Below are 14,981 nucleotides of genomic sequence, written 5' to 3' on the forward strand. Positions count from 1 at the left end.
AAGACCCCTGAAAGACCATCAGGTTGATAGGTTAGAGGTGTAAGTGCAGTAATGTACTCAGCTGACTAATACTAATAGGTCGAGGACTTGATCAATATTAATTCACTGTGCAATTTTGAGAGAATAAATTTCTTTCAAAGGAAACTCACTCAGCAGAGCTGAGGAGTACTGATTAATGACACTCTTGAGCAGAAGCTCATGAGTAGCCGACCATCACAAAATCGAAGATTTTGGATGTCTGGCTATCTGGTGGTTATGGCTTGAAGGTAACACCCGTTCCCATTCCGAACACGAAGGTTAAGCTTCAAAGCGCCGATGGTACTGCACTGGTGACGGTGTGGAAGAGTAGGTCACCGCCGGGTTATGTAAATAAGCATTAAAACTAAGGTTTTAGTGCTTATTTTATTTTTGGAATAAAAAGAGTCATGTGAGCGTGAGCACGAATTTATTATTAAAGAAAATGTTAGTATAATAACTTATTATTTAGCTTACATGATGATTCATAATATAATATAATTTATTATATAGGACCTTATTAAATTATGTTAGGAGATGGGATTTATGGATAAGGTACAAAAACTAAAAGAAATGATAAATTCTAGTAGTGACATTGTATTTTTTGGAGGTGCAGGGGTTTCTACTGAGAGTAATATACCTGATTTTAGATCTGAAGCTGGATTATATAAGACAAAAGATAAATTTTCATATCCTCCAGAGGTCATGTTAAGCCATAGTTTTTTTATGAATAAAACAGAAGATTTTTTTGATTTTTATAAGGCCAAAATGATATATAAAGAAGCAAAACCAAATGATGCCCACAATGCCCTAGCAGAACTTGAAAGAAGGAGTATACTTAAGGCAGTAATAACACAAAATATTGATGGATTACACCAGCTTGCAGGATCCAAAAATGTACTTGAATTACATGGATCAATACTTAGAAACTTTTGTATGAAGTGCGGTAAAAAGTTTGATTTAGATTATGTAGTAAATTCTGAAAAAGTAATTCCATATTGCGATAAATGCAATGGTGTAGTAAAGCCGGATGTGGTTTTATATGAAGAGGCATTAGATATGGAGGTTATGAATAAAGCCGTTAGACATATTCAACAAGCGGACACTCTAATTGTGGGAGGCACATCCCTTGTAGTATATCCAGCAGCCGGGTTACTGCAATATTTTAATGGTAAGCATTTAGTTCTTATAAATAAGGCAGCTACTGCTTATGACAATAAGGCTGATTTAGTAATTAGTGATAGTATTGGAAAGGTACTTAAGGAAGCTATAATGATGTAGTAAAAATGCCTTAGAAGTCTTATTTTATATAAAATTCTAAGGCAAATTTTTTTAATTATTATCTTCTGAATCCTTGTTATCTTTGGAGTTACTGCTTAAATTATTGTGAGAACTATCAATCCTATTATGTTTGATTATATTATACTTTTTTATAATAGTTAGTACTATTAGAGCAATTATTATAGCCACCAACATAAATGGCAGTATTGTGAATAAAAACACTATAACAGCTTGAAAGAATATGCCTAATTGTTTAATAGAATTGGTAAATGCATAAGATATTCTTTTTAATAGCCCATTTGAGCTTTCTGGAGCAACTTTTGTTATTTCTTTAACCTCTTGAATTTGTAATGTAATGGTTGAAAAGTTTACTAGGTTGTCCCATTTTCTTAAAGTACCTGTTAGATTTTCTATTTGGTATCTTATGTCTGAAAGGTGTTTTTCTAGCTCGATTACATCAGAAAGTTTATCTGATTTTTTTAAAATATCTAGGATTCTTTCTTCTTGGATAGTTAGAGCTTTAACTCTAGCTTCAGTATCAAAGTATTGTTCAGTAACGTCTTCACCAGTATTCTCTTGAAAAGTTATTGTGCCATAGGATTTTGCACTTGTAAAGAACTCAGAATATTTATTTTGGGGAACTCTAAAAGTTAATGTTCCGACACGATTTGAAGTAGAATTATCGGGAGTAATTCCTCTCCCTTGAATAGAGGAAGACTGTATATAACCACCTATAGAATTAACATAGTTCTGCACTTGAGATAAAGTCTCATCAAAGGTTGTAGTTTCCATATTCATTCTGCCTGTTTGTATAATTCTATGAGCTGTTTGAGTTATTTTATAACCTGGTGAGATACTGGTGGAATTTGAAGTAGTGGATGTGTCTGCAGCAGAACTAGTTTTCTCTTCAGATTTTACTGTATTAGGAGCTGATCCAGCTGATGAGGAAGCCTTGTCAGCTGAAGTAGCAGATTTACTAGCCGCTCCACAGCCGGACAAAGGTAATAAAACTGAGATTATGATTAAGGATAAGAGTATATTTTTCATATGATTTTTTATAGTTTTGCGTTTAATCATTTAAATTCTCTCCCTTACAATTATACTATAAGCTTTATAGTATATACGAATTTTATTACCAATTAGTTATTTTAAAGTAATTTTTTACAAGGATTTTTCCAGGATATATTATGCATCAACTTAATAAGAATATTTTTATAACGGATTTTAAAGTTTTTGGAGGAGTAATTATGGAACACAAAAAAGGAAGAGAGGGCTTCTCATCAGGTATAGCTGCTTTTTTTGCAACTTTAGGTTCAGCAGTAGGGTTAGGTAACATATGGAAATTCCCGTATGTAGTTGGAGAAAATGGGGGTGCTGCTTTTCTTCTAATTTATTTCATTTGTATTATTTTTATTGGATTACCAGTAATGATTAGCGAGTTTTATATAGGTAGAAAAACAAGAAAAAATGTAATGGGAGCATTAGAACTGTTAGCCCCAAAAAGAAAGTGGAAAAGTATAGGAATAATTTCTATGCTGGCATCTTATTTTATAGTATTCTTCTATAGTTCAGTGGGAGGTTGGGTTTACTCATATGTATTTAAAGCAATCAAGGGCGATTTTTATGAAGTAACCTCTAAGTCCGCACAAGATGAGTTTGTAAGAACTATTATTGGGCCTATTCCTCCGATAATATGGCAAGTTGTAGTAGTAACAGTTGTTTCTCTTATATTAGCATTAGGAGTGAAGAACGGAATTGAGAGAATTACAAAAACTCTTATGCCAATATTATTTATACTTATTTTAATATGTGATATTAAGGCTTTAACTCTTCCAGGTGTAGGTGATAGCTTTAAGTTTCTTTTCAAAGTTGATTTTTCTATGCTTAGTGGTTCTGTTATATTAATGGCAATGGGACTAGCGTTTTTTAAATTGTCCTTAGGCATGGGATGTATGATGACTTACGGAAGCTATTTTACTAAAAAGGACAATATGATGGGAACAGCAGCCAAGGTAGCTGTATCTGATACTATAGTATCACTTTTAGTTGGAATTGCAGTATTTTCAGCGGTATTTTCTTTTGAAATGAAGCCTTCAAGTGGTCCGGGATTATTGTTTATGACTGTACCTATGGTATTTTCTAAGCTTCCTTTTGGAACCTTGCTGCTTTTAGTATTTTTCATATTAGCCTCAATAGCAGCAACAACAGCTATGACATCTATGTGTGAAGTTGTAATAGCTTACTATTCAGAGCAAAGAGGTATGTCAAGAAGAAAGGCAGTACTGTTAAATGCAGTAATTATATTAGGAATAGGTGTTTTCGCAACACTTTCAGCTGATGCTAGTAGCTTACTTGGTAAATTTACCATATTCCATATGAGATTATTTGATTTGTTTGATTTTATATCGTCTAATATTTTATTACCTTTAGGTGGAATTCTCATAGCTATATTTGTCGGATATGTTATTCCAAAAGAAGATATTAAAAAAGAACTTTCTAATGAAGGAAAGCTAAAGTTAGATAAATTAATAGATGCATATTATGTTATATTAAGATATGTAACACCTGTTTTAGTATTCGTGGTATTTTTATCTTCATTAGGGGTAATGGAAAAGTTAATTAAGTTATTTAGCTAAAATAATCGCTAGTCACTAACCTCTAATGGCTATGGATAATATTCAAAAGCCATTAAGGATCAGAGATTAGCGATTTATTGTTATTTTTTATTTAACTACAGGTTCTAATATATTTATTTCGCCTTTATCGCAATCAATTTCACCTTTGGCGCCTATTGGGAGAGTTAGATTTGGGTAGTCATGACCGCACATAAAATTAGATAAGGTAGGTTTGTTTAGAGATAGAATTCTGTCCAGCATTACTTCATTTGTTGTAAGACTCTTTTCGTAATTAGGTAAGGAACAGCCAGTAAATTGACCGATTATAAAACCACTGCATTGCTCAAGTTTACCTGATAAATGGAGCTGTGTTAACATCCTATCTATAACATATGGCTGCTCGTTAATATCTTCCATGAATAGAATATTATTTTTTGTATCGATTTCATAGGGAGTACCTAAAGTAGCTGTAATTAAAGAAAGATTTCCTCCAACAATTTTACCAACAGCTTTTCCACCTATATTTCGTGTAAGATTAATTCCTAGGGGGTTTAGTAATTTATAAGGCCTATGACCATTCATAAGGGTAGTTAAAAAACTGCCTAATGTTTCTATATCATTAAAGTTTGAATTTCCCATAGGACCATGAAAAGTAATAAGGTCGCATCTGGAGCTAATGGTATTTAGCAAAGCAGTTATATCACTATAGCCAATAAAGATTTTTGGATTGTTTTTTATAATTTCATAATCAATAAGAGGGAGAATTCTCATAGAACCGTATCCTCCCCTCATGCATAAAATCATATCTACACTTTCATCTTTGAACATGTTCATAAAATCCTGTGCTCTTTCTTTATCTCCACCAGCTAAATATCCTCGTTTTTCATATAGAAAATTTCCTTCTTTAATATTAAAACCATGATTTCTAAGAGTGCTGATGCTATCCTTTATCTTTTCAGGATTCTCTGGACTAGAGGGTGAAATAAGACCAATAATACAGCCTTTTTTTAATCTTTTACCAATCATTAAACCACACCTTAATAATATTTATATAAATATTATATTTTTATATCTAAAACATGTCCCTTTTGTTTAGAATTATTATAGTAGCTATTACTGTTATCAGTGTCATGGATAAAACTATGGCAAAGCCATGTCCGTTAGCAGCATCAGACCAAGGAAGACCAGTTACATTCATACCGAATAAACCAGAATATATATTTGGAATAGACATGACTATAGTTACAGATGCTAGCAGCTTCATTACTAAGTTTAGATTGTTTGATATTACGTTAGCAGAAGCTTCCATGGTAGCATTTAAGATATTTGCATATATTCCTGTCATTTCTATGGCCTGTTTAATTTCTATTATTACATCTTCCAAAATGTCTTTGTCTTCTTCATACTTTTGCATTATTTCAAGCTTTAGCATTTTTTCTAAGGTTATTTCGTTAGCCTTAAGAGAGGTAGAGAAGTATACTAAGGAGTTTTGAAGTGATAACAGCTGCATAAGTACTTTATTACTTACGGAACTATGAAGTTTTTTCTGTATCATCAAACTCTTTTTTTCTATCTGACGCAAGGAAAGAAGGAAGTAACTCGAAACTCTATAAAGTATTTGAAGAATGAATCTTGAGCGTTTAAAAGTAAAGAAAGAACGAATATTACCTTCTATAAAATCATTTAAAAGTTTACTATTTTTTAAGCAAACAGTTATAATCTCCTTTTGGGTATGAATTATACCTAAAGGATACGTATCATAAGTTAATGAGTTTTCTTCCATTTCAGTAAAAGGTATGTCAACTATAAATAGCAAATTATTATCTTCACTATCTATACGGGAACTTTCTTCTTCGTCTAAGGCAGCATTTAAAAACTCAATGGGTACTCCGGTTTTTTTAGATATGAGCAAAACTTCTTGCTCTGATGGAGACACCATATTGATCCAGCAGCCAGGCTCTATTGAATCTAATTGTTGCAAGGAATTACCTGTTTCACTTACTGTTTTATATATAGAAATCATATACTTCAATCCTTTCTAACAGTACATATATTCTATTATAACGTACCTTATGAAAAATTCATCATTATTTTCAAAAAAGTAAAGTGTAATTTTACATTAATTATAAGAAATAGTGTTGGTTTTACCATATATTAAGAATGCTGAAATTGAGTGAATTTACTGACTATTTATTAATGAAAGTAAAAGCAAGATAACAAGTAAAATAGTATAAATTATAATATGTAATCGTTTGACATAGATATAAACAAGCTAATTTAAACATAAACTATCTTAAAATAGTTTGTACTATTTTAAGCAATGTTAGTATAATTCATATGTAAAGTCTAATTAAACTCGGGGGACGATTTGAGCCATGTACAAGGAAACTGTGGCAAGAAAAAAAATGCCAACTATATTTATAATAGTAATATATTTAGCCACTTATGTAGTTATATCAGATGTTGTTAAAAATGTAAGCATGGGTAGCATTTTAATAGGAGAGTATTTAAAAATAGCATTAACTTTATTAGTTCTAGTAATAATTATAAAACAGGTAAACAAGTGTAGTATCAGGTATAAGTATTCAATTATCGCAGATGAACTTATAATATATAGGCTTAAAGGTTCTAGAGAAGAAGTTATAGAAAGTGTTAAGCTTGGAGATATTCAATGTGTTGAGAAGACAAACTTATTAAAATATAATTTAGATAGGTTTTTCTGTAAAAAGTGTGCTTGTATTAACTTCATTAATGATGTATATGAATGCAAGTATAGTAACAATAATAATAGCGGTAAGTTTTATTTTGAACCAAGCTATAAATTAATTAGTAAATTAAATATCTTCAATAATAATATTAAACACTAGGTTTAGATTTAACCTAGTGTTTTTTTTCTTATAGTATTCTGTAGTTCCTGCCTAGCTTCAGAAATTAAATTAGGTTGACTTATTAAATCTAGACCAGTTAGTGCCAAGGCTTTAGTAGTATTTAATACTTTTTCTTTTGCGAAGGAAGATAATGTGGCTTCACCAAATTCCTTGCAAGCATATTTAATTGAATTTCTTTCACTAATATTTATGAGAAATCTAATGCTAGGCACCTTGTGACTTACAGTTCCGAGACTAAGTCCATAATTTAATTCGCTATCTTCTTCAATATCAATAATTCCAACTTCTTTAAGATTATGCGATAGAATTCTACATAGAGTTTTACTACATATAAAGTCATCATAAGGAACTTCCGAAAGTTCAATTTTAGAAGATAATCCAGTAAAATCATCAAAAGCAGAAATTACTTTAATTATTTTGCTTCTTATTTCTTCAGCCATATCTAAATTTGGAGCCTCAATAGTAAAGGTTGTTACTATATTATCGGGGGCTATATTAGGAACTATTTTTCCATGCATAGATATTTTATCTATTGAGCAAGTGGAGGGAAAAGCTTTCAATATTGTGTTTATTGAATTTAAAATATAAAGAGATACATCCAAGGTAGATATTTTTTTATTTTTTTCAAAGCAATAGTAATTATCACATCCATGAGTGATTTTTATTGGTAATAATGCCGGTGAACTGCAGCAATTAGCGGTTTTAAAACTAGGCTGAGCCATTAAGATAATATCAATATCATCAAAAACTCCTTGCTTTGCCATGGTGACCTTAGTGCCTCCTAGAAATTCACCCGGACAACCTAAAAGGATTACTGAGCCTCCGGTTTTAGGAATAACTTTAGATAAGCCTATAGCAGCACCAATAGACATGGAGGATATTAAATTACTGCCTAGAATATGACCTTCCTTACAAGAACAATCATATTCACAAATATAGCATATTTTAGGATGACCTTCTCCATATTGAGCCATGAAAGCAGTAGAAATATCTAGAAAATTTTCTTGGATAGTAAAATTATTTTCTTTCAAAATATTTGTCAAGTAACTATGAGCTTTATGTTCATTAAAGCTTTCTTCAGGATATTCATATAAAAACTTTGAAATTTTATGTATTTCCTCTTCTATAATTGATAAATGATTTATAATCTCTTGTTTCATAAGTTTGCCTCCTAAAATTAATGTGCCTTTATTAGTATACCCTTCATGGATAAATATATTTTTCAATTAAGGTTGAAAAACTTATATACAAAGAATATAATAAATAATGTGCGTTTTGGCAATGGTTGGAAATGACAGGGGGAAGGATCATGGAAAAAAAGTATTATAAGTTTTTACCTATCACTTTACTACTAGGAATAGTAATTTCACTTATATTTGGACAAGATTTTGCTTATGCAATTACTTATCCGAAGATACAAAGCATTGTGCAAGAATACGAGACTATTTATGAAGGAGAGGAACAAGCCCTAGATATAGTTACAGCTTATGAAGGAAAGGTTCAATATAGGGTTTGGATGCATAGTAAAGGTGAAAATGCATGGACAGAGGTTACTAAAGGATATACAGAAGTAATAGAAGGTAATCGGGTGTATTCAATTACTACTCCAAAGCTTTTAGAAGGTGAGTATGAGGTTTCTGTTTGGGTTAAAAGAGCAGGGGCAGTACCTAAGGATTCACGTGGTTTTGATAGCTATGCTGCAACTACTATTAAATGTGGTAAGCTAAACGTGGAGCATAATAAACCTAAACTCAATACTTTTAAAAGCAAATATTCCTTAGGTGAGACACTAGAAATAAAAAGAGAATCCACAGAAGAAAATCTTTTTAAACTTACAGTATACGATATTTTAAAAAATAAGGAAGTCGTTTCTTTTAATGATTATAAGGAAAGCATTTCTTGGAAACCAAAAGAAGAAGGAGTATATTTATTAAAACTTACAATAAAAAGTAGAGAAGAAGTTAAGCCATCTAATAATGAGGATGAGACTAAAAATGAGAATGATGGAAATGAAAATACAGAGCAAAAACAGGAAGTTGAATATAAGGAAGTAGAAACTAAAATAAACAAATTAATAATAGTAGGAAATCCTTATAAGGAAAAGCTTCCTACGGTACCTAAAGCTCCTAAGGTAACATCTATTGTAGTAGGCAATGCTAGGGAAGTGGAAAAGATTTATATAAAAGCAGAACCAAAGAAGAATTCAAAAAATTTAGGGTATATTTATGGCAGCCTTAATGCAGTAAAAATATTAAAGAAGGTAGGCGATTTTTATTATATTGAAGCTACAAATTATGAGACTTTAAAATTAGTTGAGGGATATGTATACACTTGGCAGGTAAAAACTGTAAAACCTAAAGAGGGACGTTCAATTTTAGTAGATTTGAGTGAGCAAAAGATTTATATTTTTAAGGGTGAAACCCTAGAAAAAACCTTTAAATGCTCAACGGGTCAGGATTGGTCACCTACTCCAAAGGGAACTTATTTAATTGGGGATAGAGGTGAAAGGTTTTATACAGGCTATAAAAATTCCATTGTATGCTACAATTGGGTAAGAATTAATAATGATTTTTTATTTCATAGCGTTTTACATGATAGAAATGGTAATTTAATAAAGTTAGAAGCAGATAAGCTAGGGCAAAAGGCTTCTCATGGATGTATTAGGTTAGCTGTGAATGATATAAAATGGATATATAATAACATTCCAAAGGGTACATTAGTTGTTATCCAGGATTAAACAATAAGAAACGCCAAACTATGGCGTTTCTTTAACTTAAAAACAATCTCTAAACAACAAGATAAGTCTAAAATTATCTAGGAATAACTCTTCTAAACAATTCTTCAACTTCGCTTCCAAATTCAGATAAAGGTCTTCCGTTACGTATACCAGTACCTACATTGCTTATTCTAGTATATAGATCTGGGTCAGCAGTTACAGCTACAGAGGTTATCTGATTATCAGCAGTCTTAACTGCTTTTTCAATGTTTGATTTCATTTGATCTGTCATTTGTCCTTGGATTCCTGAATTTAAGTTTACTCCAACTAAAGCTCTATTATTAGAAATTATAACTCTTGAGTTATTTACTCCAGTTACCCTATTTACAGCAGTAGCTATTCTTTCAGCTCTTGTATATAGAGAATTATCCCCTGTTATGGTATTGTCTCCTGGCATAGTTTTATTATCTGTAATGTTACTTGTATTATTACTTCCAGGTACTCCATTTGTTACATTAGGATTTGTAGTTCCGCTAGGATTAGTAGTTCTATTAGTGGTTCTTCCTGATGGAGGAGGGTTTGTTACCCTATTAGCACATCCAATGATACTTAAAGAAAATAATAACACTGAAAAGATTATTAAAATATTTCTCTTATTTTTAAAACACATTTTTATCACCTCGAAAGTTATTATGTGCAGTTTTATAGATATCTATTATAAAAAATTAAAGTAGAATTGAGTGTTTTATTTTTAATGTAAAATAATACTAAATTATTTTAAAAATATTTTTGTGGACAAAATAAGATTTCCTTATAGTCTGAATAAAATATATTGTAAGGGGCAAGTATTCCTAGTAAATGCAATTAACATTAAATTAAGGGGGTAAATATGCCAAAACAAAAATGTATTATATGTGGAAAGCCTCTAAATGATGGTATAATGATAAATGGAAGAGGAATATGCAAAAACTGCGAGGAAAGAATAATAAAAGCAGAAAGTGGTACAGATTTTTATGAATACTACAAAGGTTGCATAAGAAAAACTATAGCTTATTACATGATAAGAGGAGTGGATTACAATTGGTTAAATTACCCCTTGTAAAAGGAGTATTAAATTATATAAGTGAAGATAATATAAGTTTCTCTACACCAGGACATAAAGCAGGAAAAGGGTTTATATCAACACATGAGGGAGAAGAACTTTATAAAGAATTAGTAAAATGTGATTTAACAGAAGTTGAAGGATTAGACAATCTTCATAATCCAAAGGGAATTATAAAAGCTGCGCAAGAAAAACTGTCCCAATTTTATGGAAGCAGAAGTTCGTATTTTTTAGTAAATGGAAGTACTAGCGGTAATTTAGCTATGATCTTTTCCGCCTTTAATGAAGGAGATAAGGTCATAGTTGAGAGAAATTGTCACAAATCTATTTTCAATGGGATTATTTTAAGAAAGCTCAGGCCAGTATATATAAAAAATAAAATAAATCATAAATTTGATGCTCCTCTTTCTATAGATGAGGAGCATTTTTTAAATATTATAAAGGAAAACCAGGATGCAAAGGGAATAATCATAACGTACCCTAATTATTATGGAGTTTGTTCAAATTTAAAATTTATTGTTAATGAAGCAAGGAAAAGGAATATGAAGGTTTTAGTTGATGCAGCTCATGGAGCTCATTTTGGTGCAGCTAAAGCCTTGCCTGAAAACCCGCTAAAATTAGGAGCGGATATGGCAGTAATGAGTTCTCATAAAACCTTGCCTAGCCTTACTCAAACGGCTTTTCTCCATGTAGGAGAAGGTATGAGGGTAGAAAGGGTCGAGCTTTATTTAAAAATGTTTTTAAGTACAAGCCCCTCTTATATGCTTATGTGTTCTATGGATTATGCAAGGTATTATTTAGAGCATAAGGGAAAGCAAGATTATGAAAGGCTTATTAATATAGCTGAAAAATACAGAGCTAAAATAAATGGAATAGAAGGAGTACATATATTAGGAATAGAGGATTTAATAGAAGAAAATAATTCTCTAGATCCTACCAGGTATGTAATTAATATAGAAAAAGGATATAGCGCTGGAGCACTTTCAGACTATTTAAGAAAAAATAAAATTCAACCAGAGATGAATGATGGGCAAAATGTAATTCTTATATTTTCACCTTTTAATGAGGAAGAGGACTTTAAAAAGCTTTATGAGGTCTTGAAGAAATGTGATTTAAACGAGCTAAAGACAGATTCCTGCAATATATTAAATCATAATATACCTAAAAGTATGCTAATACCTTATGAGGTAATTGATAAAGAAGCAGAATATATAGAACTTCAAGAGTCAGAAGGAAGAATATGTGCAGAGAGTATAATACCTTACCCACCAGGTGTTCCGTTAGTTAATATAGGGGAAGTAATAGATGATAATACTATTAATGCAATTAATTATTATATAGATAACAAAATAGATGTAATTGGGGTATTAAGAGGCAAGAAGAACTACAATGTAAAAGTAATTAAAGCTTAACATATTTGGAGGAGAAAAATGAAACAAGGATTATTTATTACCTTAGAGGGTCCAGAAGGTTCTGGGAAGTCAACAGTAATTAAGTTAATTGAAGGATATTTAAAGGAAAGGAATATAGAATTTATATCTACAAGGGAACCCGGGGGAATAGAAATTTCTGAGCAAATTAGAGAAATAATTTTAAATAAAAATAATACTGCCATGGATTCCAGGACAGAAGCACTTTTGTATGCAGCGGCAAGAAGACAGCATCTAGCTGAGAGAGTAATACCAGCTCTTGAAGAAAATAAGATAGTTATCTGTGACAGATTTGTTGACTCATCTCTAGCTTATCAGGGTTATGCAAGAGGTATAGGTATGAATCAGGTAATGGAGATAAATAAATTTGCCATTGATAAATATATGCCTAATTTAACTATATATCTAGATATAGATCCAAAGCTAGGTCTTGAGAGAATTTCAAAAAACAAAGATAGAGAAGTAAATAGACTAGATTTAGAAAAACTAGACTTCCATAAAAGAGTGAGGGAAGGATATATGATTTTGCTAAAGGAAAATCCAGATAGGATAAAGTCAATTGATGCTAGCAGAGACATTTTAGAAGTGTTTGATGATATTAAAAAACTTTTAAAGAATATTCTTAAATGATTAATAAATGTGTTAAAATATAATTAAGAAACCTTATAGTATTGAAATTAGAACCTTCAAAGTAATTAAAATTATTAAATACAGGGGGGCAAAGTAATGAAACTTGTAATTGCTGTTATACAAGATGACTATTCTGATGATCTTATAGAGGTAATTACAGAAGCAGGCTATGGGGTAACTAAGCTTGCTACTACAGGGGGCTTTTTAAAATCAGGAAATACTACTTTAATGATAGGTGTTAACAAAGAGCAAGTAGATGATGTTATTGCTATAATTAAAGACATATGTAAAAAAAGAAATGAAATAATAACTACACCTTCGCCAGTTACAGGGGCTACTGGAATGTATATACCTTATACTGTAGAAGTTGAGGTAGGAGGAGCTACAATATTTGTAGTAGATGTAGATAAGTATATAAAGATCTAATTGGAGGAACGTCATGAGCTTTGAGGCTATTATAGGTCATCAAATGATAATAAAACAAATACAGGATTCAATTAATTCAGGAAGGTTTTCTCATGCCCATCTTATAGTCGGAGAAGATGGAATTGGGAAGAGTATTATTGCCAAGGAAATAGCTTTAAAGCTTCTTAATAAGAAAGAGAATAAGAATTATGTTGATATTATAGAAGTCAGAGGCGCCAGGAATAAAAATTCAATTGGAGTAGACGAAATAAGAGAAATAATAAAAGAGGCAAATAAAAAACCTTATGAATCAGATAAGAAGGTTATTATTATTTATGAAGCTCATAAAATGACCACAGAAGCTCAAAATGCTTTTCTTAAAACTATTGAAGAGCCTCCAAGTGGAGTTAATTTAATATTGCTCTGTGAAACTATAGAACTTATTTTAGAAACCATAAGATCTAGATGCCAGACTTATAAATTAAATAGATTGAACTCTAAAGAAATGAAAATGTATATTGAAAAAAAATATCTTGGACTTGAAGAGGCAGATATAAAGCAACTAATTGCTTTTTGTGAAGGTATACCAGGGAAATGCAAAAGCTTTATAGAAGATGATAATTTTAAAGAAATTAGGAATAAAACCATTAATATACTTCTTGAAGTTTGCAAAAAAGATAGGTATATTATAAAGCAATACGAGAATTTTTTTAGTAAGTATAAAGACCAGTGGAGAGATATATTAAGTTGCTTTATTTCATATTTAAGAGATATTGTTGTATATAAGGAGTTAGGAAATAAAAAGATTGTAATAAATAGTGATAAATTAGAAGAGATAAAGAAGCTTTCTAATATATATTCCTTTAAGGAACTTAATGAATTTATGGACATAATAAACAAAGTAAGAAATAATTTGGAAAGAAGAATTAATCAAGAGTTGGCTTTTGATATAATGTTGCTGAATATGCAGGAGGTTTAAGATGATAACAGTTGTAGGAGTACGCTTTAAGAAATCAGGTAAAATATACTATTTTGACCCTAATGGATTAGATATAAAAAGTGGCTATAGTGTAATAGTTGAAACGGTAAGAGGAATAGAATTTGGTGAATGCGTAATAGGACCTAAGGAAATTAGAGAAGAAGAAATAATATCACCTCTTAAAAACGTTATAAGAAAAGCCACAGAAGAAGATATAGAAAAACATAAGGAAAATAAAAGAAAGCAAGAAGAAGCTCTAAATATATGTCTGGAAAAGATACAAAAACATGATCTCCCTATGAAGCTAATAGATGTAGAGTATACTTTTGATAATAATAAAATTATTTTTTATTTTACGGCAGAAGGAAGAGTGGATTTTAGAGAGCTTGTGAAAGATTTAGCATCGGTATTTAGAACAAGAATTGAGCTAAGACAGATAGGTGTAAGAGATGAAGCCAAAATGGTTGGAGGACTTGGTCCCTGTGGAAGGTCTATGTGCTGTTCTTCATTCCTAGGTGACTTTGTACCTGTATCAATAAAAATGGCTAAAGAGCAAAATTTATCCTTAAATCCTACAAAAATATCTGGAATCTGCGGAAGATTGATGTGCTGTCTGAATTATGAAGAATCAACTTATGAAGATATTAAAAAGGAACTTCCAAAAGTAGATTCTATTGTGGATACTCCTTATGGTAAAGGTGTAGTTATTAGTAATTCTGTGGTAAAGGAAATGGCAAAGGTTAAAATTTCTCTCCATGATGGAGAAGATATAGTTAAAGAAGTTGGAATAAAAGATATGACATTAATTTCAGGCGGATATGAATATATAGGAGACAATATAAGTGAAGAAGACATTAAGTTAGAAGTAGATGATTTAGATGATAAAACAATAAGTGAACTTTTGAAGGATAACTAGGAGG

At 30.9% G+C, this 14,981-nt stretch carries 15 protein-coding genes and 2 rRNA genes; 12 read left to right on the plus strand and 5 right to left on the minus strand.

The features are described 5' to 3' along the window. The 3 genes from CLHOM_RS12150 to CLHOM_RS12160 form a co-directional block, all read left to right on the plus strand. Positions 1–95, plus strand: a 23S ribosomal RNA gene (locus CLHOM_RS12150); the annotation flags it as partial. A gap of 150 nt (positions 96–245) precedes the next feature. After that, positions 246–362, plus strand: a 5S ribosomal RNA gene (gene rrf, locus CLHOM_RS12155). Between the two features lie 190 nt (positions 363–552). Further along, entirely contained in the window at positions 553–1,296 is a 744-nt protein-coding gene (locus tag CLHOM_RS12160) for an NAD-dependent protein deacylase (RefSeq protein WP_052221970.1), read from the plus strand. A gap of 51 nt (positions 1,297–1,347) precedes the next feature. On the opposite strand, the gene CLHOM_RS12165 is transcribed toward CLHOM_RS12160, so the two are convergent. Next, positions 1,348–2,373, minus strand: coding sequence for a DUF4349 domain-containing protein (locus tag CLHOM_RS12165; protein WP_052221971.1), 1,026 nt, complete (start codon positions 2,371–2,373; stop codon positions 1,348–1,350). A 170-nt stretch (positions 2,374–2,543) separates the two neighbouring features. On the opposite strand from CLHOM_RS12165, the gene CLHOM_RS12170 reads away from it, so the two are divergent. Beyond that, positions 2,544–3,932: a sodium-dependent transporter gene (locus tag CLHOM_RS12170; RefSeq protein ID WP_052221972.1), complete on the plus strand. Its 1,389-nt coding sequence runs from the start codon at positions 2,544–2,546 to the stop codon at positions 3,930–3,932. An 87-nt stretch (positions 3,933–4,019) separates the two neighbouring features. Here the strand turns inward: CLHOM_RS12170 and CLHOM_RS12175 are convergent, their stop codons facing one another. Then, positions 4,020–4,937 (minus strand): S66 peptidase family protein, encoded by a 918-nt coding sequence (locus CLHOM_RS12175; RefSeq protein WP_052221973.1) that lies wholly within the window; start codon positions 4,935–4,937, stop codon positions 4,020–4,022. Positions 4,938–4,983: 46 nt separating this feature from the next. After that, positions 4,984–5,934 carry a magnesium transporter CorA family protein gene (locus tag CLHOM_RS12180; protein WP_052221974.1) on the minus strand — a complete coding sequence of 317 codons (951 nt, stop codon included), beginning with the start codon at positions 5,932–5,934 and terminating at the stop codon, positions 4,984–4,986. 352 nt (positions 5,935–6,286) lie between these two features. Between CLHOM_RS12180 and CLHOM_RS12185 the strand changes: the two genes are divergently transcribed. After that, entirely contained in the window at positions 6,287–6,778 is a 492-nt protein-coding gene (locus CLHOM_RS12185) for a hypothetical protein (RefSeq protein ID WP_052221975.1), read from the plus strand. Positions 6,779–6,786: 8 nt separating this feature from the next. On the opposite strand, the gene CLHOM_RS12190 is transcribed toward CLHOM_RS12185, so the two are convergent. Continuing rightward, a complete protein-coding gene (locus tag CLHOM_RS12190; RefSeq protein WP_052221976.1) occupies positions 6,787–7,959 on the minus strand; it encodes a zinc-binding metallopeptidase family protein in 1,173 nt (390 codons plus the stop codon). Positions 7,960–8,108: 149 nt separating this feature from the next. On the opposite strand from CLHOM_RS12190, the gene CLHOM_RS12195 reads away from it, so the two are divergent. Beyond that, positions 8,109–9,536 (plus strand): L,D-transpeptidase, encoded by a 1,428-nt coding sequence (locus CLHOM_RS12195; protein WP_052221977.1) that lies wholly within the window; start codon positions 8,109–8,111, stop codon positions 9,534–9,536. Between the two features lie 73 nt (positions 9,537–9,609). On the opposite strand, the gene CLHOM_RS12200 is transcribed toward CLHOM_RS12195, so the two are convergent. Beyond that, the gene (locus tag CLHOM_RS12200; RefSeq protein WP_052221978.1) at positions 9,610–10,185 is read right to left on the minus strand and encodes a YhcN/YlaJ family sporulation lipoprotein; all 576 of its coding nucleotides are present in this window, start codon (positions 10,183–10,185) and stop codon (positions 9,610–9,612) included. 219 nt (positions 10,186–10,404) lie between these two features. On the opposite strand from CLHOM_RS12200, the gene CLHOM_RS12205 reads away from it, so the two are divergent. From CLHOM_RS12205 to CLHOM_RS12230, 6 genes are all read left to right on the plus strand, one after another. Beyond that, positions 10,405–10,617: a sigma factor G inhibitor Gin gene (locus tag CLHOM_RS12205; RefSeq protein ID WP_052221979.1), complete on the plus strand. Its 213-nt coding sequence runs from the start codon at positions 10,405–10,407 to the stop codon at positions 10,615–10,617. After that, positions 10,596–12,029: an aminotransferase class I/II-fold pyridoxal phosphate-dependent enzyme gene (locus tag CLHOM_RS12210; protein WP_052221980.1), complete on the plus strand. Its 1,434-nt coding sequence runs from the start codon at positions 10,596–10,598 to the stop codon at positions 12,027–12,029. The genes CLHOM_RS12205 and CLHOM_RS12210 overlap by 22 nt, the downstream gene beginning before the upstream one ends. An 18-nt stretch (positions 12,030–12,047) precedes the next feature. After that, positions 12,048–12,677, plus strand: a complete 630-nt coding sequence (gene tmk, locus CLHOM_RS12215; protein WP_052221981.1) for a dTMP kinase — start codon at positions 12,048–12,050, stop codon at positions 12,675–12,677. Between the two features lie 96 nt (positions 12,678–12,773). Further along, positions 12,774–13,103, plus strand: coding sequence for a cyclic-di-AMP receptor (locus tag CLHOM_RS12220; RefSeq protein WP_052221982.1), 330 nt, complete (start codon positions 12,774–12,776; stop codon positions 13,101–13,103). Positions 13,104–13,116: 13 nt separating this feature from the next. Beyond that, on the plus strand, positions 13,117–14,061 hold the full coding sequence (locus CLHOM_RS12225; protein WP_052221983.1) for a DNA polymerase III subunit delta': 945 nt from the start codon (positions 13,117–13,119) through the stop codon (positions 14,059–14,061). Position 14,062: 1 nt separating this feature from the next. Next, positions 14,063–14,977, plus strand: coding sequence for a PSP1 domain-containing protein (locus CLHOM_RS12230; protein WP_052221984.1), 915 nt, complete (start codon positions 14,063–14,065; stop codon positions 14,975–14,977). Positions 14,978–14,981 lie beyond the last annotated feature (4 nt).

Source organism: Clostridium homopropionicum DSM 5847 (genome assembly GCF_001263795.1).
Taxonomy (GTDB): Bacteria; Bacillota; Clostridia; order Clostridiales; family Clostridiaceae; genus Clostridium_H; species Clostridium_H homopropionicum.

Coding starts and splice junctions, on each gene's coding strand:
- CLHOM_RS12190 (WP_052221976.1), bottom strand. CDS start 7,959: ATGAAACAAGAGATTATAAATCATTTATCAATTATAGAAGAGGAAATA.
- CLHOM_RS12180 (WP_052221974.1), bottom strand. CDS start 5,934: ATGATTTCTATATATAAAACAGTAAGTGAAACAGGTAATTCCTTGCAA.
- CLHOM_RS12220 (WP_052221982.1), top strand. CDS start 12,774: ATGAAACTTGTAATTGCTGTTATACAAGATGACTATTCTGATGATCTT.
- CLHOM_RS12225 (WP_052221983.1), top strand. CDS start 13,117: ATGAGCTTTGAGGCTATTATAGGTCATCAAATGATAATAAAACAAATA.
- CLHOM_RS12185 (WP_052221975.1), top strand. CDS start 6,287: ATGTACAAGGAAACTGTGGCAAGAAAAAAAATGCCAACTATATTTATA.
- CLHOM_RS12230 (WP_052221984.1), top strand. CDS start 14,063: ATGATAACAGTTGTAGGAGTACGCTTTAAGAAATCAGGTAAAATATAC.
- CLHOM_RS12200 (WP_052221978.1), bottom strand. CDS start 10,185: ATGTGTTTTAAAAATAAGAGAAATATTTTAATAATCTTTTCAGTGTTA.
- CLHOM_RS12175 (WP_052221973.1), bottom strand. CDS start 4,937: ATGATTGGTAAAAGATTAAAAAAAGGCTGTATTATTGGTCTTATTTCA.
- CLHOM_RS12160 (WP_052221970.1), top strand. CDS start 553: ATGGGATTTATGGATAAGGTACAAAAACTAAAAGAAATGATAAATTCT.
- CLHOM_RS12205 (WP_052221979.1), top strand. CDS start 10,405: ATGCCAAAACAAAAATGTATTATATGTGGAAAGCCTCTAAATGATGGT.
- CLHOM_RS12195 (WP_052221977.1), top strand. CDS start 8,109: ATGGAAAAAAAGTATTATAAGTTTTTACCTATCACTTTACTACTAGGA.
- CLHOM_RS12170 (WP_052221972.1), top strand. CDS start 2,544: ATGGAACACAAAAAAGGAAGAGAGGGCTTCTCATCAGGTATAGCTGCT.
- tmk (WP_052221981.1), top strand. CDS start 12,048: ATGAAACAAGGATTATTTATTACCTTAGAGGGTCCAGAAGGTTCTGGG.
- CLHOM_RS12165 (WP_052221971.1), bottom strand. CDS start 2,373: ATGATTAAACGCAAAACTATAAAAAATCATATGAAAAATATACTCTTA.